Below are 23,162 nucleotides of genomic sequence, written 5' to 3' on the forward strand. Positions count from 1 at the left end.
TTGCACAGGTTTTGTTAAAAACCCAATGGTTTCAGCAGCGGGTGCAGTAATTGCGCGCAGTAAAACCCCATTTTCGAGAGATCCCGGCTGATGTCACCCGTCTCGGTTTCCTTGCGGCTGGCATAAGAAAAAACCAGCGGCTGATGATTATAGGCGATGGCCAGTGAGTGTCCTCGCCGGTAATGGGTTTTTAACTGCTTGTAATAGAACAATTCATGGTAGCAGGCTGGATGATAAAGGCTTTGCCACCCGGCAAAACCCTGTTTGGCCATCCAGGCAAGCGAATAACTTTGATCGAAGCGCCACAGGTGCTGACTGAAGAGATTAAATTCAAGAGACGGTGTGGAAGACAGAATAAGCAGTTGCTGCTGTTGGCTGACGAAGGCTATGGCGAGGTGGTCCACGTCGTGCAGGCCCAACACATCGTCAAACACACGCGCACTGCGTTGCCTGCAAGTAAACAACACCTCGAGAAGTTGGGGATGGGGGGTTATTGAATTGCAGCCGGTATTCATGAGGTTCCTGTGACGTCCGTGTTAATGGTTGAAGTAATTGACGGAAGACAGGGCGAGATCGATGATCCTTTTTGATTGCTCCTCAGAGGCACTGATCAAACTGACATCATTGACCAGATTAGTCAAAAAGGCCGCAGTATCTTCCGTTTCAGCGGCATTATATAAAGCCCCAGCCTGTAAAAAAATATAGTGAAGTAGTTTCTTGTCGATGGTCAATTTTTGTGCATTTTGTGAAGGGTAGGACTCGCCAAAAAGCAGCCATCCGGGTGAAGTATTTAATTTTTCAGCCATTTCTATCAGCTTAACGGGTTCGGGAATGGCTTCTCCCCGCAGGTAGCGTCGACAAATCTGTAAGGAGTAACGGGTAATTTCCGCCAGTTGGTGAATACAGACGCCGGAAGTCGAACGGGTGGAGGTTAGGCCGGCGCTTATCATGGCCTCCTTCAGACGACAGGCGAATTGTTTGGCTAAACCGGTTTTGTCCATGCTCTATCTTCAATGGTAAAGGAACGAAGTGTAACAAAGCTTTACTTTGGCTGTAAATCATAACAAAACGAAACCTTTGGTTTCGTTTAGAAATCAGTGGTTGACAAATTGCCGGCGTTTGCTACCATTGCCGCGAAACCTAGTGTTTCAAGTCCAGCAGGAGGAGATGCAGGGAGTGCCTCATCCTCCCAGAAGTGGTTTAACCATAGCGGTTAACCTCGCCAAGCCGGGCCCAGGGGCCTGGCTTGTTTTCAAGGGATAAGAGCAGATGCCGAGCTGAAAATAATGTTTGCTTTGTCGAGAGAGCTTTTATATAATCTCGGCCATTCGCAAATAGCGACGAATTCCAGGCACGTAGCTCAGTGGTAGAGCACCACCTTGACATGGTGGTGGTCGGTGGTTCGATCCCACTCGTGCCTACCATCTTAACCCTGCTTTGCAGGGTTTTTTTTTGGTCTGGTGTTTGACAAAAAAATGGATGGGAGATGGCCCAATGACCGTTTTTAAAACCCGATTGCTATCGATCCCTAAATTCAGTATAAATGAGAGCCTGGTAGGGGAAGGAGAACAACATGCCAAACATTAAACTGCCTGATGGTCAAATAAAGCATTTTGAACAGGCTGTTTCTGTCTTTGAAGTGGCTAACAGCATCAGCCCGGGTCTGGCCAAGGCCACGCTCGCCGGCAAGGTCAACAATCAATTAGTGGATACCTGTTTTATCATTGAAAATGACAGTGATTTGCTGTTAATTACTGATAAACAGGAAGAAAGCCTTGAGGTTATCCGCCATTCGACTGCCCACTTGCTCGCCCAGGCGGTGAAAAGTTTATTCCCCAGTGCTCAGGTCACCATCGGTCCGGTGATAGAAGACGGTTTTTATTATGATTTTGCCTTTGGGCGTCCATTTACTCCGGACGACCTCGAGCGTATCGAGGCGAAAATGGCCGAGTTGGCCAAAGCCGATTACCCCGTCACACGGCGGGAAATGCCGCGAGATGAAGCCATAAGCTATTTCCGTAGTTTAGGCGAAGAGTATAAAGCAAAAATCATTGCCGACATTCCTGCCGGTGAAGTGATTTCCCTTTACAAGCAAGGCGACTTTGAAGATTTATGCCGTGGCCCGCATGTGCCCTCTACCGGCCGTTTAAAAGCGTTCAAGCTCACCAAGGTGGCTGGTGCCTACTGGCGCGGTGATTCCAATAATGAAATGTTGCAGCGCATTTACGGTACAGCCTGGGGTGATAAAAAAGCACTGGAGAGTTACCTGCATCGCATTGAGGAAGCTGAAAAGCGAGACCATCGCAAACTGGGCAAGGCCCTGGATTTGTTTCATTTTCAGGAAATTGCTCCGGGAATGGTATTCTGGCATCCGAAGGGTTGGACAATTTATCAAATGCTTGAGCAGTACATGCGGGAGCGCCTGCGTCATTTTGGCTACCAGGAAATCAGAACACCTCAATTGGTGGACAGAACCTTGTGGGAGAAATCAGGCCACTGGGATAATTTCCGTGAAGAAATGTTCGTTACCGAGACTGAAAATCGTCATTACGCAGTCAAACCCATGAACTGCCCCTGCCACGTTCAAGTCTATAATAATGGTCTTAAGAGTTATCGTGATTTGCCTTTGCGCTTTTCCGAGTTTGGTAACTGTCACCGTTGTGAACCTTCCGGCTCCCTGCATGGTTTGATGCGGGTACGCAACATGGTGCAGGACGACGCACACATTTTTTGCACAGAAGAGCAAATCCAGTCGGAAGTCGCGATGATGCTCGAGCTTGTGCAATCCGTTTATGCTGATTTCGGTTTTAATGAAATCAAGTATCGCCTTGCGCTTCGCCCCGAAAAACGAGTGGGTAGCAACGCCGTCTGGGATAAAGCGGAGGGTGCTTTGCAGGAGGCGATGCGTAGCCGTGGCATTACCTGGGCTGACGCGCCCGGTGAAGGTGCTTTCTATGGCCCTAAAATTGAATGCTCGCTGGCTGATTCATTGGGCCGCATCTGGCAGTGTGGTACAATTCAGGTTGATTTCTCCATGCCGGATCGTCTCGAAGCCAGTTATGTGGCGGAGGACGGCAGTAAAAAAACACCGGTTATGCTGCACCGAGCCATTTTAGGTTCGTTTGAACGCTTCATGGGCATTCTTATCGAACATTACGCTGGGAAGTTCCCTTTGTGGCTCGCGCCAGTACAGGCAATGGTGCTGACCATCAGTGAAAAGCAGGATGCTTTCGCCACGAAAGTCACTGAAATTTTGCAAAAACAAGGCATTCGTGCAAATTTTGACTTGAGAAATGAGAAAATAGGCTTTAAAATTCGCGAGCATACTCTGCAAAAGGTTCCCTATTTGCTGGTAATAGGCGACAAAGAAGTCGAAAGTGGCTCTGTTGCTGTCCGGACTCGTGAAGGAGCTGATTTGGGAGTCATGGCTATTGATAAAATTGGCGAAATGCTGCAGCAGGAAATTGCTGCGAAGAGTCGCATGTAAACCCAAGTTTGGAGGATAAGACCATTAGTGTAACAAACAAGCGTGATAGTGATCGCGCACGAGTTAATGAACAGATCAATGTACCCGAAGTACGTTTAATTGATGCTGATGGCAACCAAGCAGGTATTATTTCAACGCGTGAAGCGTTGCGCGCAGCGGAGGAAAGCGGTTTAGATTTGGTGGAAATTTCACCTACAGCCAAACCTCCTGTTTGCCGCATCATGGATTATGGTAAATTTCTCTTTGAGTTGAGTAAAAAACAGGCTGAAGCACGTAAAAAGCAGAAGCAGATTCAAGTTAAAGAGCTGAAATTCCGTCCTACGACGGAAGATGGGGATTATCAGGTCAAGCTACGCAACCTGATACGTTTCCTAAATCATGGGGACAAAGTCAAAGTCACGCTGCGGTTCCGTGGTCGTGAAATGGCTCACCAGGATATTGGTATGAAGATCATGGAACGTTTGCAACAGGACACTGCCGAATACGGCGTGGTTGAACAGCAGGCGAAACGTGAAGGACGCCAGTTATTGATGGTATTGTCGCCCAAGAAAAAGTAGAGTGGTTTTCTGACGTCCGGGAAGTAATCACCCCAGTTGTCCAGCAGTCACTTCATTGTGTATGTAGCGAAATAAAAATGCGGAGTATATTTTTATGCCAAAATTAAAGTCACATCGTGGAGCGAGTAAACGCTTCCGTAAGACAGCGAGTGGTTCTATCAAGCGTCGCGGCGCTTACAGGAATCACATCCTCACTAAAAAATCCACCAAGCAAAAGCGCCATTTACGTGTTGCGTCCAGTCGGTTGAAAGATTGTGATGCCAAGTTGGCCGCTCGTATGTTGCATGGTAGTTAAGGGGAGGATAGAAAATGCCAAGAGTTAAACGTGGTGTGACTGCGAAAGCCCGTCACAAGAAAATATTAGATCAAGCCAAAGGGTATTACGGTGCCCGTAGCCGGACCTATCGTGTAGCCAAACAGGCCGTTATCAAAGCGGGCCAGTATGCTTACCGCGACAGACGTCAGAAAAAACGTCAGTTCCGTGCTTTATGGATTACCCGTATCAATGCTCAGGCACGTGAGTGCGGTATTTCTTACAGCCAACTGATCAATGGTTTGAAAAAGGCCACAATCGAGCTGGATCGAAAAATCCTCGCCGACATGGCTGTTTATGATAAACCTGCATTTGCAGCTCTTGCTGAGCAAGCGAAAGCCGCCCTTGCAAAATGAACTGAGTGTTTGTTGAATCACGAGGAGGCTTTGGCCTCCTTTTTTACATGTAGGCAAAATCATGCAAGATATTATCGAGTTGCAGCAACATGCGTCGGAAGCCATCGGCCAGGCCCAAGATATCAACACGCTGGAAGCAATACGTGTTGACTATTTGGGTAAGAAAGGTCGGCTTACGGAAATCCTGAAAGGATTAGCCGCCCTGCCGCCCGAGGAAAAGCCGCGCGTGGGTCAATTGGTTAATCAGGCTAAACAAGCCATCAGCGCGCTGATTGAAGAAAAGATGCTGACACTAAAAGAAGATCTGCTCCAGAAAAAACTCGAATCAGAACGCATTGATATCACCTTAAAGGGTCGGCAACCCAGGTATGGATCTCAACACCCGGTCACCCAGGTCAAGCAATTCATCAATGATTATTTCAGCCGATTAGGCTTTGATATCGTCAGTGGCCCGGAAATTGAAACTGAATTTTACAATTTTGAAGCATTGAATATTCCCGGACATCATCCCGCACGTGCGATGCATGACACGTTCTATTTTGGTGATGGCCATTTACTGCGTACGCACACGTCCCCGGTGCAAATTCGCACCATGGAAAACCGTCAACCGCCCCTGCGACTCATCGCGCCGGGACGTGTTTACCGTTGTGATTCCGACTTAACGCACACCCCCATGTTCCATCAGGTTGAAGGATTGTTAGTGGATAAGGAAGCGACCTTAACCGGGCTGCGTGGTTTGCTGCACGATTTCTTCGCTGCTTTTTTTGGCCGCGAGTTGGCTTTACGATTCAGGCCGTCTTATTTCCCTTTTACTGAACCTTCAGCGGAAGTCGATATCGAGTGCACTCAGTGTTCCGGATCGGGTTGCCGTTCCTGCAAATTCACCGGATGGCTCGAAGTCTTGGGCTGCGGTATGGTGCATCCTAACGTGCTGGCAGCGGTCAATATTTCAGCCGAAGATTATCAGGGCTGGGCGTTTGGTATGGGTATGGACCGATTGGCCATGCTGTATTTTGGCATTGACGATCTGCGTATGATGTTTGAAAACGATTTAACCTTTTTAAAACAATTCTAGTCGTTGCCAGGCTCGGCAACGGATGGGAAGTCTCCAAACAGTGGACAGGTATTGACGATGAAAGTTAGTGAATTATGGTTACGTGAATGGGTAAATCCTGCAAAAAACGCAGAGGAACTGGCTGCGCTTTTAACCATGGCGGGTTTGGAAGTCGACGCGGTCAATCCGGTTGCCGGGGCTTTTGATAAGGTCATTGTGGCGCAGGTGAAGCAGACGATGCCCCATCCGCAGGCCGATAAGCTGACTTTGTGTGAGGTGGATACGGGCAATGGCAAGCCACTTAACGTGGTGTGTGGCGCCGCCAACGTCCGTGCGGGTTTAAAGGTGGCCCTGGCTCAGGTTGGCGCGACGCTTCCGGGGGGATTGACCATCAAGGAATCGACCCTGCGCGGTGAACTGTCACAGGGCATGCTGTGCTCTGCGTCTGAACTGGGGTTGGCGGATGCGTCAGAGGGCATCATCGAGTTGGACGACGACGCTCCCACAGGACAGGATCTTAGAGATTACCTGATGCTTAATGATCAGGTACTGGACATTGATTTAACGCCCAATCGTGCGGATTGCCTGAGTGTGTTGGGGATAGCCCGCGAGGTAGCGGCCATCAGCCGGTTACCCTTAAAAAAACCGGCCGCTGCCCATTGCCCGCCCGCCATGGATGAAGAAATCAGCATTGAATTGCTCGACAGGGAAGGTTGCCCACAATATTACGGCCGCGTTATCCGCGGCATTAACCCGCAGGCGAAAACGCCTTTGTGGATGCGTGAAAAACTTCGCCGTTCAGGAATTCGCGCCATTCATCCTGTCGTGGATATCACCAACTACGTGATGCTGGAACTTGGACAACCCATGCACGCGTTTGATTTAAGACTGGTTGACAGCGGCATCCGGGTGCGTAAGAGTCAGAAAGGCGAGGTGATTGACTTGCTCGATGGCCAGCAGGCCGAACTGACGGGTAATGAGCTGGTCATTGCCAATGCCAGCCAGCCCGTGGCTATAGCCGGAGTCATGGGCGGCGCCTGCAGCGGTGTGACAGAAGAGACAGTCGATGTCTTTTTGGAAAGTGCTTTTTTCAATCCGGTAACCATTGCTGGGGTTGCGCGGCGCTACGGTTTAAGCACGGATTCCTCACAGCGTTTTGAACGGGGTGTGGATCCTGCTTTACAAGGCTTGGCCATTGAAAGGGCCACCGAATTGTTACTGGCTATCACCGGCGGAAAGGCAGGACCGGTATCGCGGGTTAGCCAGCCTGAACACTTGCCGCAAAACAAAGTCATTCACTTAAAACCCGGCAAGGTCAAACAATTGACTGGCCTTGAGGTGAGCCCCCAGGACATGCTACACATGCTGCAGGGACTGGGCATGACGGTTGATAATCAGGGCGACGTCTGGAAAGTGACCCCGCCGACTCACCGTTTTGACATGCGCCTGGATGTCGATCTGATTGAAGAAATCGTGCGTTTATATGGTTATGATCGGATTCCCGGCGATAAAATGATTACCACCGTGCAGGCCGGCGTAATTAATCCGCTTGAAACCCTGGGCAAGCAATTGTCACAGTTTTTTATGGCGCGTGGTTATCATGAAACCATCAGCTACAGCTTTGTTGATCCTGAATTGCAGGCTGCCCTTTACCCGGCTCAGAAGTTCATGACCCTGCTTAATCCCATTTCTTCGGAACTGTCGCAGATGAGGGCGGGCATGTGGCCTGGCCTCATCGCATCGATGGTGTATAACATCCATCGCCAGCAGCCAACGATCAAATTTTTTGAAAACGGCGTTATTTTTGACGTGAAGGACGGCAAGCTGACTGAGCGGGCGTGTTTTGCTGGCCTGTTAACCGGCCAGAGCGGGGCGTTAAACTGGCTTGAACAGACGCGCGCGTTTGATTTTTATGACGCTAAAGGGGATTTGGAAGCCCTTTTTGCTTCGTTGCATCTTGGGGACATTGCCTTCCAGAAAGCAGAACATGACGCGCTTCACCCTGGTAAATCCGCCCGCTTAATGCGGGATGGGCAACCCATCGGTTGGTGCGGTGTGCTCCACCCCCGTTTGGCACAGGCGCTGGATGTTAGCGACGAAGTCATCCTTTTTGAGCTGACATTGGCATCGCTTGCTCAGGTAAAGCCAGTCCGGTATCAGCCGATTTCGAAATTCCCGCAAATTCGTCGCGATTTATCCCTCCTGGTCGATGAACAGGTCTCTGTGGCGGCCATTGAAGCCCTGATTCAGGGTACAGTTGCCAATGGCTGGCTTAAATCCTTTGATGTGTTTGACGTCTACACCGGCGGTTCAATCCCGACTGGCAAGAAAAGCATTGCCATCGCTTTGACTCTGCAGGACGATAAGCGCACCCTGATTGATCATGAGATCAATGAGATAATCAGTGCTATAATCAAAAAACTGGATGAGAAATTTGCTATAACATTGAGGGAGTAATCGTGAACGCTCTAAGTAAAGCAATGATCGCAGAAACATTATGCAATGAATTGGGGCTGCCGAAGCCGGAAGCCAAAATCATGGTAGAGCAGTTTTTTGAAACCATTCGCCATGCCTTGGAAAACGGCAGGCACGTGAAACTCTCTGGTTTTGGTAATTTTACCCTGCGTGACAAACCGCAGCGTCCAGGCAGAAATCCCAAGACCGGAGAAGAAATTCCAGTCGTTGCCCGAAGGGTGGTGACCTTTAAACCCGGGTTGAAGTTAAAAACAAAAATTGAAGAACGAGGCAAGTAACCGTTGAATCATTACACCCGACATGTTTTTCTGTGCACCAACCAGAAGCCGGCAGGTAAAACCTGCTGCGCCAATCACGGTGGCGAGCCTTATTTTGCCTACCTGAAAGAGAAATTACTGGAGCTTGAAGTTCATGGTCCCGGCAAAATTCGAGTCAGCAAATCCGGTTGTCTTGGCCGTTGCAGTCTGGGCCCCTGCGTTGTAATTTACCCCGAGGGCGTGTGGTATACCTATTCATCATTTGAAGACATTGATGAGATTATCGATACTCACTTGCTGAAGAATGGCACGGTGGAACGCCTGTTGATTCAGGGTTAAGGGAGTTGTAAGGCAGTTTAGAGGCCTCTGAACTGGAAAAATAAAACAGGACTTGAAAAATAATTCATAGTTCAGTATTCTTCGAGGGTTTATAAGTATTGTTTTCTTCCAAATTGTATTCAAATCCAGCTGCTCCAGCCGGGCATCTGCGACGAGGTTGTATCGGAGTTAAACAAGAACTTTAATTATTGATGACCACTAATTACAAGTTTTATTTGTAATTGACTTGTAGGTTATTGCAGTTTTGGTTAAAATCGCCCGTCCAAGATTGAAAGATTACCAATGTAGGCGGTACGGAGTTAATTAATGAAGACATTTAGCGCCAAGTCTCACGAAGTCAAACGTGACTGGTACGTAGTCGATGCGAGTGATAAAACATTAGGTCGCCTGGCTACTGAAATTGCACGTCGTTTGAGAGGCAAGCATAAGCCTGAATATACCCCGCATGTTGATACAGGCGATTATATCGTTGTAACAAATGCTGAAAAGGTGACAGTCACAGGCCGAAAATTCAAAAACAAGATGTATTATCATCACACCGGTTTCCCCGGTGGTATCAAGTCAGAATCCTTCGACAAAATGCAGGCCCGCAAGCCCGAGCGCATTATCGAACTGGCTGTAAAGGGCATGCTGCCTAAAAATCCTTTAGGTAGAGAAATGTATCGAAAATTAAAGGTTTACGCAGGCAATGAGCATCCCCATGCTGCACAACAACCTAAGCAACTAGAGATTGAGGAATAAGTATTATGGCTGAAATGCAGCAATACTATGGCACTGGTCGTAGAAAAAGTTCAACGGCTCGTGTGTTTTTACGCCAGGGCAAGGGTGAAATCACCATTAATAATCGCAAGCTGGAAGAATATTTCGGCCGTGAAACGTCTTGCATGATCGTTCGTCAGCCTCTTGAGACTGTTGACCAATTAGACAATTTTGATCTTTACATTACAGTAACCGGCGGCGGTATCTCTGGTCAGGCTGGTGCTATTCGCCTGGGTATAGCCCGTGCATTGGTCGCCTATGATGAAGAAGGTCTGGCGGAAGATGCAGTAGCGAATCCCAATTCTTACCGCAGAAAATTACGTGCCCGCGGATTGCTGACTCGTGATTCACGTCGTGTTGAACGTAAAAAAGTGGGTTTGCACAAAGCACGTCGTGCTACCCAATACTCAAAACGTTAATACCAATTTTAGCCCCGCCTCGGCGGGGTTTTTTTTTATCTCTCTTTACCATTCATCCCAGGGTTTACCCGCCTTCCAAGACGTTTCTGATTGGCAGAGTGAACTGCCGGCGAGCAGCGACACTGTGATTTCGTTAACTTAAGCTCGCGATGTCTGGCCGGGCATTTCCAAATGTCTAATTCTTTGATATAACAGAAGATACATTACCTGCTCCTCACTGCAGGCAGCATTTCAGGGATTTGAACAGGACGATAGCCGTGACAGACACCAGCATACCCGGTCACACTGAACCCCCTAATGAAGTCAATGAAGAAATCATTGACGAGCAGCGCCGAAAATTTCTTTTGACCAGTACGGGCATCCTTGGCGGGGTAGGCGTGGCCTGTGCATTAACACCCTTCGTTTCCTCGTGGCTTCCCAGCGCCAGAGCTCAGGCCGCTGGAGCGCCGATTGAGGTCGATTTGAGCCATCTTGAACCGGGTCAGCAAGCCACGGTGGAATGGCGGGGAAGACCGGTGTGGATCATCCGACGGACGCCGGAAATGCTTAAACAGCTGGATGCTCATAATGATCAATTACGAGATCCAGACTCCTTAGTCGACCAGCAGCCTGCGTATGCCAAGAATAAATACCGCGCCATCAATCCGGAATACCTGGTGTTGATTGGTGTGTGCACGCACCTCGGTTGTTCCCCCAAATACACGCCCGATGAAAATACCCTGGGTCCTGATTGGCCGGGCGGCTTTTACTGCCCCTGCCATGGTTCAACGTTTGATCTGTCCGGACGGGTATTTAAGGGGGTTCCTGCTCCCATTAATCTGGAAGTGCCGCCATACCGCTTTGTCAGCGAGCGTGTCGTTATTATTGGTGAAGATGAAAAACAAGGATAATCAAGCATGGGCGCTTTTTTAAACTGGGTAGACGCACGTTTTCCTCTCATCAGCACGTGGAAACATCACGTCAGTGAGTATTATGCTCCAAAGAATTTTAATTTTTTCTATTTTTTCGGTTCGCTGGCTTTACTGGTTTTGGTGAATCAAATTGTCACCGGACTGTGGTTGACCATGTTTTATACACCCAGTTCCGAGCAAGCTTTTAATTCTGTGGAATTCATTATGCGCGAGGTTAATTACGGTTGGCTTTTGCGTTACATGCATTCGACTGGCGCGTCGGCTTTTTTCATTGTGATTTACTTGCACATGTTTCGCGCCCTGCTGTATGGGTCTTATCAAAAACCCAGGGAATTGCTCTGGTTAATTGGCATGGTAATTTTTATTTTGCTGATGGCAGAGGCTTTTTTTGGTTATCTTTTGCCCTGGGGACAAATGTCTTATTGGGGAGCTCAGGTGATAACCTCGCTGTTTGGGGCGATTCCTTTTATTGGGGAAACGCTGGCCACCTGGCTTCGTGGCGATTTTAACGTTGCCAATGCAACCCTGCAGCGTTTTTTTGCCCTGCACGTGATTGGCGTGCCTTTGTTGCTGGTGATTCTGGTTTTCCTGCACATGGTGGCTTTGCACAAAGTCGGGTCCAATAATCCCGAAGGAATTGACATCAAGAAACACGTGGATGAGGAAGGCAGGCCCCTGGATGGCATTCCTTTTCATCCTTATTACACCGTCAAGGATCTGGTGGGTGTGATTGTCTTTTTAATTGCTTTCGCGGCTGTCGTCTTCTTTGTCCCGGAAATGGGCGGCTATTTTCTGGAACATGCCAACTTTGCGCCGGCCAATCCGATGGTGACGCCCGAGCATATTGCGCCGGTTTGGTACATGACGCCTTTTTATACCATTTTACGGGCCATACCGAATAAATTATTAGGTGTTATTGCCATGGGGGCTTCCATCGTCATTCTGTTCTTTCTACCCTGGCTTGACAGAAGTCCTGTGCGTTCCATGCGCTACAAAGGCAACCTGTCGCGCCTGGCCCTGGCGGCATTCATTGTGAGTTTCATCGTCCTGGGTTACCTGGGCACGGTGATTGTGACTCCGCTTAAGCAGACAATCGCTTTTCTTTGCACGGTCATTTATTTTGGGTATTTTTTATTGATGCCCCTGTATACCCGTTTTGAAACACACCGCACTGTCCCTGACAGGATAGAGAGATAATCATGAAAGGACTATTGACCGTATTGTTTGGATTGTTCATTTCGGTAAGCCACGCCTCGGTTGGCCATGAGGTGGCATTAAAGACCTTCGACCTCAACGTGCAGGATGAAACCCGTCTGCAGCGCGGTGCAAAAATGTACATGAATTATTGCTCCGGTTGCCATTCCTTGCGGTTTATGCGCTATAACCGTATGGCGCATGATTTGGGATTGACCACCTTTGACGGTGAATTGGACACGGACTTATTATTCAGTAATTTAATTTTCACCCAGGCCAAAGTATTTGACCCCATCCAAATCAGCATGCCACCTGAAGACGCCATGCAATGGTTTGGTATTGTTCCGCCTGATTTGTCATTGAGTGCGAGAGAAAAGGGGCCGTTTTGGATCTATACCTATTTGACCAGTTTCTATGCGGATAAGACCCGGCCTTTCGGTTCTAACAATTTATTAAAACCCGATGTGGCCATGCCCAATGTATTGGAACCCCTGGCAGGAAAAATCATCGCGGTGGATAATAACAATAACCCAAATCTGACAGCCATCTCCCATCTTCTGCAGGTGGAAAAAGGGGAAATGAATTTAGCAGAATTTGAAAGTGCTGTTCAGGATTTGGTGACTTTCTTAGCCTATGTGTCAGAACCTGCCCAGTTGGTGCGTTATGATATAGGCAAAGGCGTTCTGATTTACCTCGGTGTTTTTCTGGTATTGGCCTACCTGCTCAAGAAAGTCTATTGGCGCCGGTTGCATAAGTGATTCTTTTGAATAAAATTTACCCAAAAGAATAAAATTATGTAGTAATCGGCAATCATCCGACAAATTGTGATAAAATGCTTGCCTTTGAGCGCAATTAGGCGTGAACTAACGATTGACGAGGAGTTGCTGATGGCTATTGTAGCGAAGCGTACAATTATGTCTTTGTATTCAGATAATGATGATGTATACAGTCATCAAGTTCGAATCGTTTTAGCCGAAAAAGGGGTCAATGCTGAAATTTTACTGGCAAAACGTGACGAGCCAACTTCCGATTTATTAGCGGTTAATCCTTATGGCACTGTTCCTACGTTACTGGATAGAGAGCTGGTATTGTATGAAGCCCGAATCATTATGGAATACCTGGACGAACGCTTTCCTCATCCTCCGCTGTTGCCCGTATACCCTGTCGCGCGTGCTGAAGCCCGTAAAATGATGCATCGCATCGAGCAGGATTGGTATCGACTGATGCAGGATATCAGAGCTGAAGTCAATGCCGATGAAGCAAGAGCACTGCTTCTGGAAAGCTTAATCAGCCTGGAGCCGATTTTTAATGACAAACCCTATTTTCTGAGCGACGAATTTTCATTGCTTGATTGCGCCCTTGCACCGCTTCTTTGGCGTCTTCCACAAATGGGGATTGATGTTCCTGCGAAATCAAAAGCCTTAAATGCCTACATGCAACGCATCTTTAAACGCGAGTCGTTTCAGTTAAGTTTAACGGATACCGAGAGGCAGCTAAGGGCAGCATAATATGAGCTTGAATATGACTCCGAACAAGCCTTATTTAATTCGAGCTATCTATGACTGGATAGTGGATAACAATTTAACCCCCTATATTCTGGTTAATGCGGATTATCCAGGCGTTCAGGTTCCTGTCGCTCATGTGAATAATGGGCGTATCGTTCTCAACATTTCGCCGCAGGCTTGCCGTGGTTTGCACCTGGAAAATGATCGCATTGTGTTTACCGCTCGATTTTCAGGGCAGACCGTGCAAATTTTCGTCGTTCCTGCCGCAGTGATTGCCATTTATGCCAAAGAGAATGGCCGCGGTATGGAGTTTGGTGTTGAAACCAGTGAACCCCCGCCCCCACCGCCTGTGGGTAAAATAGAACGTCGAGGAAAAAACAAACCTGCATTAACGTTGGTCAAAAAGACTGATTCTTAAAAGGAGTCTGCCATGACCAGCCCGGCCTATTCACTGTACACTACCCGACAAATCCGTTTCTGTGAAAGCGAGGCAATCCATCGGCTTGCCATTTCGGTAGATGAATTGATGGAAAGAGCCGGGCAGGCCGCTTTCCGATGCCTCAAAAACAGATTCCCCGGGGCGCGAGTACTGACGGTTTTTTGCGGTGGTGGCAACAATGCCGGCGATGGCTATGTTCTGGCGCGATTGGCACAGGCAGAAGGCTATCGTGTGATTATTCATCAATACCGGGCCATTGAACAACTCCCTGACACAGCACGTCATGCGGCTTTGCGGACAGTGGCGGCCGGCATTATCTGCCAGGATTTGGACGAGCCCATCGATGAAGAAACGGATGTGATTATTGATGCCTTGCTCGGGATCGGGTTACAGGGAGAAGTGCAAGGTTCCTTAGCCTTAGCCATTACTCAAATCAACAGCAGCGATTGTCCCGTTCTGGCGATGGATATCCCCTCTGGCTTAAACAGCGATACCGGCGAAGCGATGGGGGTTTGCGTGAAAGCGGCGGCTACCGTCACCTTCATTGGTAAAAAAACAGGTCTGATGACGCTGGATGGTCCTGACCATTGCGGTACTATTGTGGTGGATACGCTGCGATTGGAAACCTGTCTTGCCTCCCTGGTTCCAGAGGTTGAAGTGCTGAATGGGCAAGAATTAAAGTCGTTATTAACCCCTCGGCCACGCAATTCACACAAAGGTATGTTTGGTCATGTGCTCATCATTGGCGGCGGGCCTGGCATGCCCGGGGCTGTTTGCCTCGCCGCTTCTGCTGCCTTGCGGGCGGGGGCGGGCCTGGTGACTGTGGCAACACGTCCGGAACACGCGGTGATGATTCCTGCTGCATTCCCTGAGGTGATGGCGGTCGGCATTGATGATGTGCAGGCGCTTTTGCCGCTGCTTGCGAAAGCGACGGTTTGTCTGATTGGGCCAGGTCTTGGCATGGATGAATGGGCGGTTCATTTGTTTAATCTGGTCATTGCATCGCAATTACCCATGGTCATTGATGCGTCCGCCCTTCATCTTCTGGCTCAAAACCCGCAACATGATGACAATTGGATATTGACGCCTCACCCTGGAGAAGCGGCTGCTCTGTTGGGATTAAGCACAGCCGACATCCAGCGCGATCGTTGCGGTGCTGTTTCGGAGATTCAACAGCGCTATGGTGGTAATGTTGTTCTTAAAGGCGTAGGCTCATTAATTAAAACCGATAAAATAGAAACCTACCTCTGTGCAGCCGGTAATCCCGGCATGTCGAGCCCGGGAATGGGCGATGTGTTAAGCGGTATTCTCGCCGCATTGGCGGCTCAGGGGTTGTCCTTAAGCAATGCCCTGAAACTGGGCGTGCAGCTGCATGCGCAAGCGGCGGATTGGGCTGCTCTGAAGCAGGGTGAGCGAGGCTTGCTGGCCAGTGATCTTCTGCCCTATCTGCAAAGACTGGTTAATCAAAAAGAAACCGATGTATGACTGTTCAAAACTATGACCTTGCCGATGAAAATGACACCGTGGCGCTGGCTTTTAGACTGGCCACGTGTTTAACCTTTCCGCTGACGCTCACCTTAAGCGGCGAAATAGGCGCAGGCAAAACCAGTTTTATGCGTGCTTTGCTGCGCGCTTTGGGTGTGACAGGGGCGATTAAAAGTCCGACGTTTTCTCTGGTTGAAAGTTACCAGTGTCAGGACTTGTCAATTCACCACTTTGATCTGTATCGTATTCATGATGAGGCTGAATTGGATTACATTGGCTTTAGAGAATTTTTTACTGGGCGCTCGTTGTGTTGTATCGAATGGCCAGAACGGGCGCCGCACAGTTTGGTGCATGTGGATATACATGGTTTGTTAGCAATGAAAGGGGACGGGCGTTTAATGAGTTTGTATGCATCAACCGTCGCTGGAGAAGCGATATTAACTTGCCTGGCGGACCAACAATGAAAAGCAGAATACTTGTTTTATCAGGTTTGTTATTCCTTTTGGCGAATCACGCGATGGCCGCGCGCCTGCAATCCGTGCAAGTCAAGCAGCAGGCGGGTAAAACGTCGTTGTTTTTTACGCTAGACAGTGCGATCGCCCATAAAGTGTTTACATTAACCAATCCTGATCGTGTGGTGGTTGATTTTGAAAACACGAACCTCGCTTTTAATCTGAACCAGCTCAATCTCAATAATGAATTAATCAAACTGGTTCGCAGCGGCCATCCTAATCCCCACACGCTGCGGCTGGTGTTTGAAGTGCGTGATGCGGTTAAATTGCGCGCTAATCCCTGGAAAGGGGGCAAGCATGCCTTTGCGCTGGATATTTCTGCCAACGGCGTGAAACCCTATTCCTCGCCGAGCGTAAAACCGTTCGCCGTGTCTCGTCAACCGGTAAGCAAACCCGTACCTGTACGCAACATGCCTAAAAAACCCTTGAGGGACGTGGTCATTGTGCTTGATCCTGGTCATGGCGGTAAAGACCCAGGGGCCAGTGGACCTCATCGCACCGCGGAAAAAAACATTACCCTGGCCATTGCTCTTAAGTTAAAGCAAATCATCGACAGGCAACCCGGGATGCGGGCTGTATTGACCCGGCGGGGCGATTATTATGTCGGTTTGCGTGAACGGTTGAACATTGCCCGCCAATACAATGGGGATGTGTTTGTTTCCATTCATGCGGATGCGTTTATTAATCAGCAATCGAGCGGTGCCTCCGTGTTTGCCCTGTCGCAACGCGGCGCCACCAGTGAAGCGGCACGCTGGTTGGCAGAGAAGGAAAACTATTCAGAATTAGGCGGCGTTAATCTTAAAGATTTGGATGACCAAAGCGGCCTTGTGCGAGAGGTGCTCATTGATTTATCGCAGACGGCAACCATCGGTGCCAGCCTGCACATGGGCGAGCGGGTATTGCGCAATCTGAATACCGTTACGAAATTGCATAATCACAAAGTTGAGCAGGCACGGTTTATGGTGCTTAAATCACCGGACATTCCCTCCATTCTGATTGAGACAGGATTTATTTCAAATCCCAGAGAAGAGAGAAACCTGACCGATTCACGTTACCAAACGCGTTTAACGCAATCCATTTTCCAGGGTCTTAAGCGTTACTTCTGGGATTATCCGCCGCACGGCAGCCGCATTGAAGCCATGTCCGGCAACAGCCTGCACCTGGTTAGACGGGGTGAAACCTTGCCTGCTATTGCGTCTCAATACCACGTGTCCATGGCTGCTTTAAAAAGTGCCAATCATTTGTCAGGAAATCAGGTAAAAGCTGGCCAACGTTTGGTTATTCCTTCATCATGGTCGTAAGGATCAAGCAACTGCCCCTTACCGTGGCTAATCAAATTGCCGCAGGCGAGGTGATTGAGCGCCCGGCATCGGTGGTTAAGGAATTGCTGGAAAATGCCTACGATGCAAAAGCCGATACCATTCATGTGGACATTGGCTTTGGCGGTTTGAATCAGATAAAAGTCAGTGATAACGGCTCAGGCATCGTCGCTGACGATTTGCCCTTGGCCATTGCTCCTCACGCCACCAGCAAAATCAGTCAACTCAATGATCTCTACGCGATCCACAGCATGGGATTTCGCGGCGAGGCATTAGCGAGCATTGCGTCGGTCAGTCGTGTAAGCATTAGCTCGAAAACGGCCGAGCAGGCGCATGCCATGCAATTGACGGCTGAAAACGCCATCCTGCAAATCAACCCCTGCGCCCGAAGTCAGGGCACGACGGTGGATGTGAAGGATCTTTTTTTTAATGCGCCAGTACGCAAGAAATTTTTAAAGAGCGAACGGCAGGAATTTCAGGCCATCGAATTATTGATTAAACGGTTTGCCTTGAGTGCACCGCATTTAGCCATTCATTTAACGCATAATGGTAAAAAGTGCCTCGATTTACCCGCGGCTAAGGACGAGCAGGGGGCATTGTGGCGCATCAGGAAAATCCTTGGCAAGGAATTCGTCGAACAGACTGTGTACGTGGACGTAGAACATGCCGGCGTCCGCTTGCAGGGGTGGGTGGGCAAAGCGGACTACCAGCGCAATCAAAACGACAAGCAATGGGTGTACATTAATGGACGCATGGTCAAAGACAAATTAATTCATCATGCCATCAAACAGGCCTATGAACCGGTGCTTTATCCGGGAAAACATCCGGCCTGCCTGCTGTACTTAACCCTTAATCCGGCGGACATCGACATCAATGTTCACCCCACCAAACACGAGATACGTTTTCAACAACCGCGATTCATCCATGATTTTCTGGTGTCTCAATTACAAAAAATGCTGGATCGACGTGAAAGCCCCGGCATGGATTTGCCAAACGCGTTAGGCAGGAAGAATTCTGTCCTGCCGCTTCAGGAAAAAATCCCCGTTTTTTTGACGTCGGCCGCGATGCCCGCCGCGACTGCTTGCTCGATGCTGGCTATCGATGAGCAATTTATGGTATTTCAAAGCGCCACAGGACAGGTGTTTCTCGCCGATTGGCGAGCCCTGTATCGGGAGTGGCTGTTAAAGCAATTGATGGTTCAACCACTCCCCCTGGCCTTTCGCCCGCTGCTTGTACCCGTTCGTTATCAATATGAGAAAAAAATGGACAATTTGCAGCGACAACGCTATAGTGAAGTGCTCGGTCAAATCGGTATACGGGTCGAATGGTTTAACGAGTCGCAGATCCTCGTTCAAACCCTGCCGTTGCTAACCCCGCATCTGGCCATTAGCGATTTTTTTTCCAGGTTGTTGAACGAACCCATGCCGACTGAGAGCGAATTAATTCATTTACTGACAGCTAGTCAAAAATTGCCTGAGTTTAACAGTAGCGCGCACGGCGATTTTAAAGATTTCCTGCATCACCAGGCCGAAACATTGGCCGCCGAGACGTCATACTGTAAACCCTTGTCCACATTGTTTTGCCGGGAATTGCTGCATGCCTGAGACGGTGTTGTGTTTAATGGGGCCGACGGCCTCGGGAAAAACTGCCTTAGCCTGTGATCTGGCGCAACGGCTTCCTGTGGAAATTATCAGTGTGGATTCGGCCATGATTTATCGCGGTATGGACATTGGCACAGCCAAGCCCACGGCTGATGAACTGCTGCGCGCACCACACCAGTTGCTGGACATTCTTGATCCGCCTGACTCGTTTTCTGCCGCTGAGTTTTGCCAGGCGGCGAATCATTTGATTGAGGGCATTCATGCCCGTGGAAAAATACCACTGCTCGTCGGTGGAACCATGATGTATTTCCATGCCCTGCAACAGGGATTGTCTGATTTACCCGAAGCCGATGATGTGTTGCGTCAGCAATTACTGAAGCAGGCCGAGGACAAAGGGTGGGCGGCCTTGCACCGTGAATTGGCTGATGTCGATGCCGTTGCCGCCGCGCGTATACACCCCAATGACACGCAGCGGATTCAGCGGGCCCTGGAGGTTTTTTATTTAACGGGTAAACCCTTGTCTCATTTTTTAGAACAGGGAAAAGGCCAACCGCGCCATCGTTTTGTCAATTGCATTCTTTTTCCAAATGAACGTGCCTGGCTACATGAACGCATTGCTCTGCGTTTTGATGCCATGCTTAAACAGGGTTTTGTTGAGGAAGTCAGGCAATTGATGGTGCGCTGGCCTCTGTTAACGCCAGCCAACCCCTCGATGCGTCTGGTGGGTTACCGGCAGGCGTTGGATTATCTTGCCGGAAGGGATGATCATGAACAGTTTCGCGACAAAGGCATCGCCGCGACACGGCAATTGGCCAAGCGCCAGTTAACCTGGTTGCGCGGTTGGCCGCACGGGTGTTTTTTTTCCTGCGACAAACCGGACATCACCGGCGAATTCATGGCAAAGCTTGCGGAAATATTGGATAATAGCCCGCAAAAATCGAATGATTAATGAGGATAGACATGTCGGAAAATGAAAAAAAACAACCTGCCTGCACTGAAAAAATGTATGTGGTTCATCCCGGTGATCTCCCTTTGAGCTGTCCGACGGATGAAATGCAATTATGGAATGCGCATCCCAAGGTGTATTTGCCCATTGAAAAAACAGGCCAGGAAGTATGCCCTTATTGCGGATCCCGATTTTTGTTGCAAGATGATTAATTCCATTTGTGTTGTTCGTATTTCGGCGTTGGGTGATGTGTTAATGGCGGTACCATTGATACGCACCCTGCAGACGCATTATCCTCAGGCTAAAATCACCTGGGTTATCTGCCGCCCGGCCTATGATCTGGTTGAAGGCATGGATGGCGTTGAATTCATCGTGATTCCCAAACCCGATACGTTTAAGGACTATTGGCATTTCCGAAAACAAATGCGTCATCGGCAATTTGATGTGCTGTTGGCCATTCAATCCAGTTTTCGCGCCAACCTGCTTTACCCCTTTATTAAAGCCAGGCGTAAAATCGGTTATGACCGCCTTCGCGCGAAGGATGGTCATGCTCTGTTTATCAAAGAAACCATTACGCCAGGTCAAGATCACACGCTTGATGGCTTTCTGCGTTTTGCGCAAGCGCTTGATTTATCCTCTATGACTATTCGCTGGGATTTGCCTATCGCTGACGAGCAGGTGCAATGGGCACGTGAGCATTTGCCTTCCCAGGGACCGATTTTATTGGTGAATCCGGCGGCCAGTAAACCCGAGCGCAGCTGGCCAGTTGATCGGTATGTAGCAGTCATTAACGAAGCGCAGCAGCGATGGAACGTGCAGGTTGTCCTGACCGGTGGTCCAGGGGATTATGATCGGCAACTGGCCGATGCCATTTTGCAGCAGGTTCACTGCATCGATCTGGTGGGTAAAACCCGGCCAAAACAGTTATTGGCAGTGATTCAACAGAGCCAGGCAATGCTTTGTCCGGATACCGGTCCCTCGCACATGGCGGCAGCCGTGGGCACTCCGGTTGTGGCCTTGCACGCCGTGACCAGTTCCAATGTCTCAGGCCCCTATACGTTTCGCCATTTGGCGGTCGATTGTTATCCGCAGGCCGTGACTGACGTCCTTAAAAAGACGGAAGCGACCAATGTCTGGGGAACGCATGCTCACGGTGAAGACACCATGAAATTGGTGAGTGTTGACGCGGTGTTGGCTAAACTCGAGCAGCTCTTTACAACGTATTACTCATTACCCTCAAATAAAAAAGCAGGAACCTAGGTTCCTGCTTATCCATCACTGCTTTCTTAGGTTATTGGCTGGCACCTGTGCCTGTGCTGTTACCGCCATCCAGAGCCGATGACGACAAGGATGGGCTGGGTTGAGCGGCACGTGCATTTTGAATCAGCAGCATGGTGTTGGTTAACAGGATACGCTCCTGTTGCTGACGGCTTAAGTACATCTGGTAATTAATTTCTGCCAGAAGAATGGCAATCTCTTTTTGGACGGTGGCTGACGACGCGGTGTTAATGCGCTGAATCCACTGCTGGTTTTCAGAACCGGAGGTCGTATTGGTATTGTAAAGCCGCCAGGTGGCCATGTTGAATTCATTCAAGGCCTGGCTGCTTGTCTGCCCCTGATTTTGACCGGACGCAGCGCTTTGTTGAGGCATGCGCTTGGAGAGGATGTAATACAGGTTGCTGATGCCGACAGAGCTCTGTGCCGCGTAGATTCGCAGGTTAGTCAGGTAGTTGGATAACGTCGCCATGGCCTGATCTTTCATGGCCTGAGTCTGGTTGGGGTTATTCTTGTCAACCGGTGTGGTAGCCGTAAGGTAAAGTTGGCTGTAGGCGTCACGGCTTGGTAATGTCAGAGGAGCCACCATGCCGGAAGCGTAGCGGATAAAATTAGTCGCCGTCTGTAACTGGTTGTTGGCCACCAGACCGCTGTTGCTGCTGGGTTGACTGGATGAACTGCCGGTACTGAATAATAACGGACCAAGCAAACTATCCATACTCAATTGCGCCACTAAATTCTCGTTTTGTTTACCCAGAGGGAAAAACCCGGTGCCTGGCGGCGTACCAATCACATTGATCATCACCTGGTTTTGTGAAATAACCGGTCCACCGCCATTGTTGCCGGAATTGTTTTGGCCAGTGAAGCAATCGCCCTGTACATAACCACCGTTTTGATCCATACAGTAACTGGCATCGGGGGTTGACAGGATGTTTAAAATGGCCTGATTAACCGGATCCGCCTGGTAGGGGGTCTGATCGATTAAGTCGGAGACGGAGACGGTTGCATTCGAAGGCGAATTGTAACCGGGGAATGTTTTACTGGCAAAGTTCTGAAACAGCGACTGATAAGTCGTCATGGTGGCCGGAATCAAGGACGATTGGCTGCCCTGATCCTGCGTGGCGCCTGAGGTGCTGTTGGCTGGCAACAACGCACCAATGTAGGAGGCCAGCAGATTAATCTGGTATTGGGAAGCGGTATTGGTGTCGATGAGGAAATTACTGAAGGCGCTCTGGGTTTGATTCGGCTCCAGCTGGCATTGGCCGCCTACTGTGGGGCAGAATGAATTTAAATCATACCCGAGGTATTCACCCAGTACTTTAAGGCGATGGGATAAACCATCAATGCTTTGCTGGTTATTGTCGTTGGGATTTTGGGCGCCAGCATAGGAGCTCAACACCAACAGACCGGGCAGTACAACGTGGCGCAACGTTTTTTTCATCATTCTTCCCCTTCAAGAGCGCGTGCAACAAGTTTTAAGCGATATTCAGAAAATACACGGGCAAGCAGGCGCAGCCGTTCAAATGTGATATTGCGCTTTAGAAAAAATCCGGCGGGGTCAAAGCTTCCGGCGCTGTTTTCCTCGGCGTGAATTAAAATGCGTGAGGCACTGCCCGGATGGACCGTATCAATGGCTTGCAGCAAGCGAAGGCCGCGCCCTGCCTTGATATTACCCACCAGACGAATAAAGACATCTTCCTGGCCCAGGACGCCCAAATCGATTTTTTCGATGTCATCCAGCTCGTTCCCCAAACGGTTTAAAGCCTCTTCAAGAGCCGGATCGCCATCCAGAGTCCAGTCTTCAACACTTTCCATAAAAGTGATCACCCGATAGATCATCGGATCCACGTATTCAAACCAGTATTGAGCGGAGGCCTGGTGGCTGAGATCGGGCATATTTTACTCTTTTTTTACGGTGTTATGAATTGATGGACTGCGCATGTTCTAACTACTATAGTA

The 23,162-nt window shown here is 49.2% G+C and carries 26 protein-coding genes and 1 tRNA gene; 23 read left to right on the top strand and 4 right to left on the bottom strand.

The window, feature by feature from the left end; translation table 11 throughout:
- Positions 1-14: 14 nt before the first annotated feature.
- Both GH742_RS02570 and GH742_RS02575 read right to left on the bottom strand, forming a co-directional pair.
- A complete protein-coding gene (locus GH742_RS02570) occupies positions 15-515 on the bottom strand; it encodes a hypothetical protein (RefSeq protein WP_203456027.1) in 501 nt (166 codons plus the stop codon).
- Between the two features lie 21 nt (positions 516-536).
- Positions 537-1,001 (bottom strand): helix-turn-helix transcriptional regulator, encoded by a 465-nt coding sequence (locus tag GH742_RS02575; RefSeq protein ID WP_203456028.1) that lies wholly within the window; start codon positions 999-1,001, stop codon positions 537-539.
- A 348-nt stretch (positions 1,002-1,349) separates the two neighbouring features.
- On the opposite strand from GH742_RS02575, the gene GH742_RS02580 reads away from it, so the two are divergent.
- From GH742_RS02580 to GH742_RS02690, 23 genes are all read left to right on the top strand, one after another.
- Positions 1,350-1,424 (top strand) — tRNA-Val (locus tag GH742_RS02580).
- A 149-nt stretch (positions 1,425-1,573) separates the two neighbouring features.
- A complete protein-coding gene (gene thrS, locus GH742_RS02585) occupies positions 1,574-3,487 on the top strand; it encodes a threonine--tRNA ligase (RefSeq protein WP_203456029.1) in 1,914 nt (637 codons plus the stop codon).
- A gap of 23 nt (positions 3,488-3,510) precedes the next feature.
- Positions 3,511-4,044: a translation initiation factor IF-3 gene (gene infC, locus GH742_RS02590; protein WP_108294717.1), complete on the top strand. Its 534-nt coding sequence runs from the start codon at positions 3,511-3,513 to the stop codon at positions 4,042-4,044.
- A 94-nt stretch (positions 4,045-4,138) separates the two neighbouring features.
- Complete coding sequence (gene rpmI / locus GH742_RS02595; RefSeq protein ID WP_108294601.1) at positions 4,139-4,339, top strand: 50S ribosomal protein L35; 201 nt, start codon at positions 4,139-4,141, stop codon at positions 4,337-4,339.
- A 14-nt stretch (positions 4,340-4,353) separates the two neighbouring features.
- Positions 4,354-4,713, top strand: a complete 360-nt coding sequence (gene rplT / locus GH742_RS02600) for a 50S ribosomal protein L20 (protein WP_108294603.1) — start codon at positions 4,354-4,356, stop codon at positions 4,711-4,713.
- A 61-nt stretch (positions 4,714-4,774) separates the two neighbouring features.
- The gene (gene pheS, locus GH742_RS02605; protein WP_203456030.1) at positions 4,775-5,788 is read left to right on the top strand and encodes a phenylalanine--tRNA ligase subunit alpha; all 1,014 of its coding nucleotides are present in this window, start codon (positions 4,775-4,777) and stop codon (positions 5,786-5,788) included.
- A 57-nt stretch (positions 5,789-5,845) separates the two neighbouring features.
- Positions 5,846-8,224, top strand: coding sequence for a phenylalanine--tRNA ligase subunit beta (gene pheT, locus GH742_RS02610; RefSeq protein ID WP_203456031.1), 2,379 nt, complete (start codon positions 5,846-5,848; stop codon positions 8,222-8,224).
- A gap of 2 nt (positions 8,225-8,226) precedes the next feature.
- Positions 8,227-8,520, top strand: coding sequence for an integration host factor subunit alpha (locus GH742_RS02615; protein ID WP_058530454.1), 294 nt, complete (start codon positions 8,227-8,229; stop codon positions 8,518-8,520).
- 3 nt (positions 8,521-8,523) lie between these two features.
- A complete protein-coding gene (locus GH742_RS02620) occupies positions 8,524-8,838 on the top strand; it encodes a ferredoxin (protein ID WP_203456032.1) in 315 nt (104 codons plus the stop codon).
- A 306-nt stretch (positions 8,839-9,144) separates the two neighbouring features.
- The gene (rplM, locus tag GH742_RS02625; RefSeq protein WP_058530451.1) at positions 9,145-9,579 is read left to right on the top strand and encodes a 50S ribosomal protein L13; all 435 of its coding nucleotides are present in this window, start codon (positions 9,145-9,147) and stop codon (positions 9,577-9,579) included.
- Positions 9,580-9,584: 5 nt separating this feature from the next.
- Positions 9,585-10,016, top strand: coding sequence for a 30S ribosomal protein S9 (gene rpsI / locus GH742_RS02630; RefSeq protein ID WP_203456033.1), 432 nt, complete (start codon positions 9,585-9,587; stop codon positions 10,014-10,016).
- Positions 10,017-10,273: 257 nt separating this feature from the next.
- A complete protein-coding gene (gene petA / locus GH742_RS02635) occupies positions 10,274-10,906 on the top strand; it encodes a ubiquinol-cytochrome c reductase iron-sulfur subunit (protein ID WP_239005254.1) in 633 nt (210 codons plus the stop codon).
- 6 nt (positions 10,907-10,912) lie between these two features.
- Complete coding sequence (locus GH742_RS02640; RefSeq protein ID WP_203456034.1) at positions 10,913-12,124, top strand: cytochrome b N-terminal domain-containing protein; 1,212 nt, start codon at positions 10,913-10,915, stop codon at positions 12,122-12,124.
- A complete protein-coding gene (locus GH742_RS02645) occupies positions 12,124-12,879 on the top strand; it encodes a cytochrome c1 (RefSeq protein ID WP_370569542.1) in 756 nt (251 codons plus the stop codon). Before GH742_RS02640 ends, GH742_RS02645 begins: the two co-directional genes overlap by 1 nt.
- A gap of 129 nt (positions 12,880-13,008) precedes the next feature.
- Positions 13,009-13,629: a stringent starvation protein SspA gene (sspA, locus tag GH742_RS02650; RefSeq protein WP_203456036.1), complete on the top strand. Its 621-nt coding sequence runs from the start codon at positions 13,009-13,011 to the stop codon at positions 13,627-13,629.
- A gap of 7 nt (positions 13,630-13,636) precedes the next feature.
- Positions 13,637-14,044 (top strand): ClpXP protease specificity-enhancing factor, encoded by a 408-nt coding sequence (locus GH742_RS02655; protein ID WP_203456823.1) that lies wholly within the window; start codon positions 13,637-13,639, stop codon positions 14,042-14,044.
- Positions 14,045-14,056: 12 nt separating this feature from the next.
- Positions 14,057-15,550, top strand: coding sequence for an NAD(P)H-hydrate dehydratase (locus GH742_RS02660; RefSeq protein ID WP_203456037.1), 1,494 nt, complete (start codon positions 14,057-14,059; stop codon positions 15,548-15,550).
- Positions 15,547-16,014 (top strand): tRNA (adenosine(37)-N6)-threonylcarbamoyltransferase complex ATPase subunit type 1 TsaE, encoded by a 468-nt coding sequence (tsaE, locus tag GH742_RS02665; protein ID WP_203456038.1) that lies wholly within the window; start codon positions 15,547-15,549, stop codon positions 16,012-16,014. Before GH742_RS02660 ends, tsaE begins: the two co-directional genes overlap by 4 nt.
- The gene (locus tag GH742_RS02670; RefSeq protein WP_203456039.1) at positions 16,011-17,363 is read left to right on the top strand and encodes an N-acetylmuramoyl-L-alanine amidase; all 1,353 of its coding nucleotides are present in this window, start codon (positions 16,011-16,013) and stop codon (positions 17,361-17,363) included. Before tsaE ends, GH742_RS02670 begins: the two co-directional genes overlap by 4 nt.
- A 23-nt stretch (positions 17,364-17,386) precedes the next feature.
- On the top strand, positions 17,387-18,985 hold the full coding sequence (gene mutL / locus GH742_RS02675) for a DNA mismatch repair endonuclease MutL (protein ID WP_239005255.1): 1,599 nt from the start codon (positions 17,387-17,389) through the stop codon (positions 18,983-18,985).
- Positions 18,978-19,931 (top strand): tRNA (adenosine(37)-N6)-dimethylallyltransferase MiaA, encoded by a 954-nt coding sequence (miaA, locus tag GH742_RS02680; RefSeq protein WP_203456041.1) that lies wholly within the window; start codon positions 18,978-18,980, stop codon positions 19,929-19,931. The genes mutL and miaA overlap by 8 nt, the downstream gene beginning before the upstream one ends.
- A gap of 11 nt (positions 19,932-19,942) precedes the next feature.
- Positions 19,943-20,140 carry a zinc-finger domain-containing protein gene (locus tag GH742_RS02685; protein ID WP_108294631.1) on the top strand — a complete coding sequence of 66 codons (198 nt, stop codon included), beginning with the start codon at positions 19,943-19,945 and terminating at the stop codon, positions 20,138-20,140.
- Complete coding sequence (locus GH742_RS02690) at positions 20,133-21,188, top strand: glycosyltransferase family 9 protein (RefSeq protein ID WP_239005256.1); 1,056 nt, start codon at positions 20,133-20,135, stop codon at positions 21,186-21,188. The genes GH742_RS02685 and GH742_RS02690 overlap by 8 nt, the downstream gene beginning before the upstream one ends.
- A 31-nt stretch (positions 21,189-21,219) precedes the next feature.
- On the opposite strand, the gene icmX is transcribed toward GH742_RS02690, so the two are convergent.
- Both icmX and icmW read right to left on the bottom strand, forming a co-directional pair.
- Positions 21,220-22,647, bottom strand: coding sequence for a type IVB secretion system protein IcmX (gene icmX, locus GH742_RS02695; protein WP_203456042.1), 1,428 nt, complete (start codon positions 22,645-22,647; stop codon positions 21,220-21,222).
- Positions 22,644-23,099, bottom strand: a complete 456-nt coding sequence (gene icmW / locus GH742_RS02700) for a type IVB secretion system protein IcmW (protein ID WP_108294637.1) — start codon at positions 23,097-23,099, stop codon at positions 22,644-22,646. The genes icmX and icmW overlap by 4 nt, the downstream gene beginning before the upstream one ends.
- Between the last annotated feature and the right edge of the window lie 63 nt (positions 23,100-23,162).

Origin of the sequence: Legionella sp. MW5194, assembly GCF_016864235.1 — a bacterium.
GTDB lineage: Bacteria > Pseudomonadota > Gammaproteobacteria > Legionellales > Legionellaceae > Legionella_C.

What these genes read in the sequence shown, in the direction of transcription:
- rplT (WP_108294603.1), top strand. Translation starts at nt 4,354, where the DNA reads ATGCCAAGAGTTAAACGTGGTGTGACTGCGAAAGCCCGTCACAAGAAA.
- rpmI (WP_108294601.1), top strand. Translation starts at nt 4,139, where the DNA reads ATGCCAAAATTAAAGTCACATCGTGGAGCGAGTAAACGCTTCCGTAAG.
- GH742_RS02570 (WP_203456027.1), bottom strand. Translation starts at nt 515, where the DNA reads ATGAATACCGGCTGCAATTCAATAACCCCCCATCCCCAACTTCTCGAG.
- GH742_RS02690 (WP_239005256.1), top strand. Translation starts at nt 20,133, where the DNA reads ATGATTAATTCCATTTGTGTTGTTCGTATTTCGGCGTTGGGTGATGTG.
- pheT (WP_203456031.1), top strand. Translation starts at nt 5,846, where the DNA reads ATGAAAGTTAGTGAATTATGGTTACGTGAATGGGTAAATCCTGCAAAA.
- GH742_RS02660 (WP_203456037.1), top strand. Translation starts at nt 14,057, where the DNA reads ATGACCAGCCCGGCCTATTCACTGTACACTACCCGACAAATCCGTTTC.
- GH742_RS02685 (WP_108294631.1), top strand. Translation starts at nt 19,943, where the DNA reads ATGTCGGAAAATGAAAAAAAACAACCTGCCTGCACTGAAAAAATGTAT.
- sspA (WP_203456036.1), top strand. Translation starts at nt 13,009, where the DNA reads ATGGCTATTGTAGCGAAGCGTACAATTATGTCTTTGTATTCAGATAAT.
- icmX (WP_203456042.1), bottom strand. Translation starts at nt 22,647, where the DNA reads ATGATGAAAAAAACGTTGCGCCACGTTGTACTGCCCGGTCTGTTGGTG.
- pheS (WP_203456030.1), top strand. Translation starts at nt 4,775, where the DNA reads ATGCAAGATATTATCGAGTTGCAGCAACATGCGTCGGAAGCCATCGGC.
- rpsI (WP_203456033.1), top strand. Translation starts at nt 9,585, where the DNA reads ATGGCTGAAATGCAGCAATACTATGGCACTGGTCGTAGAAAAAGTTCA.
- miaA (WP_203456041.1), top strand. Translation starts at nt 18,978, where the DNA reads ATGCCTGAGACGGTGTTGTGTTTAATGGGGCCGACGGCCTCGGGAAAA.
- GH742_RS02575 (WP_203456028.1), bottom strand. Translation starts at nt 1,001, where the DNA reads ATGGACAAAACCGGTTTAGCCAAACAATTCGCCTGTCGTCTGAAGGAG.
- GH742_RS02640 (WP_203456034.1), top strand. Translation starts at nt 10,913, where the DNA reads ATGGGCGCTTTTTTAAACTGGGTAGACGCACGTTTTCCTCTCATCAGC.
- thrS (WP_203456029.1), top strand. Translation starts at nt 1,574, where the DNA reads ATGCCAAACATTAAACTGCCTGATGGTCAAATAAAGCATTTTGAACAG.
- rplM (WP_058530451.1), top strand. Translation starts at nt 9,145, where the DNA reads ATGAAGACATTTAGCGCCAAGTCTCACGAAGTCAAACGTGACTGGTAC.
- tsaE (WP_203456038.1), top strand. Translation starts at nt 15,547, where the DNA reads ATGACTGTTCAAAACTATGACCTTGCCGATGAAAATGACACCGTGGCG.
- GH742_RS02670 (WP_203456039.1), top strand. Translation starts at nt 16,011, where the DNA reads ATGAAAAGCAGAATACTTGTTTTATCAGGTTTGTTATTCCTTTTGGCG.
- icmW (WP_108294637.1), bottom strand. Translation starts at nt 23,099, where the DNA reads ATGCCCGATCTCAGCCACCAGGCCTCCGCTCAATACTGGTTTGAATAC.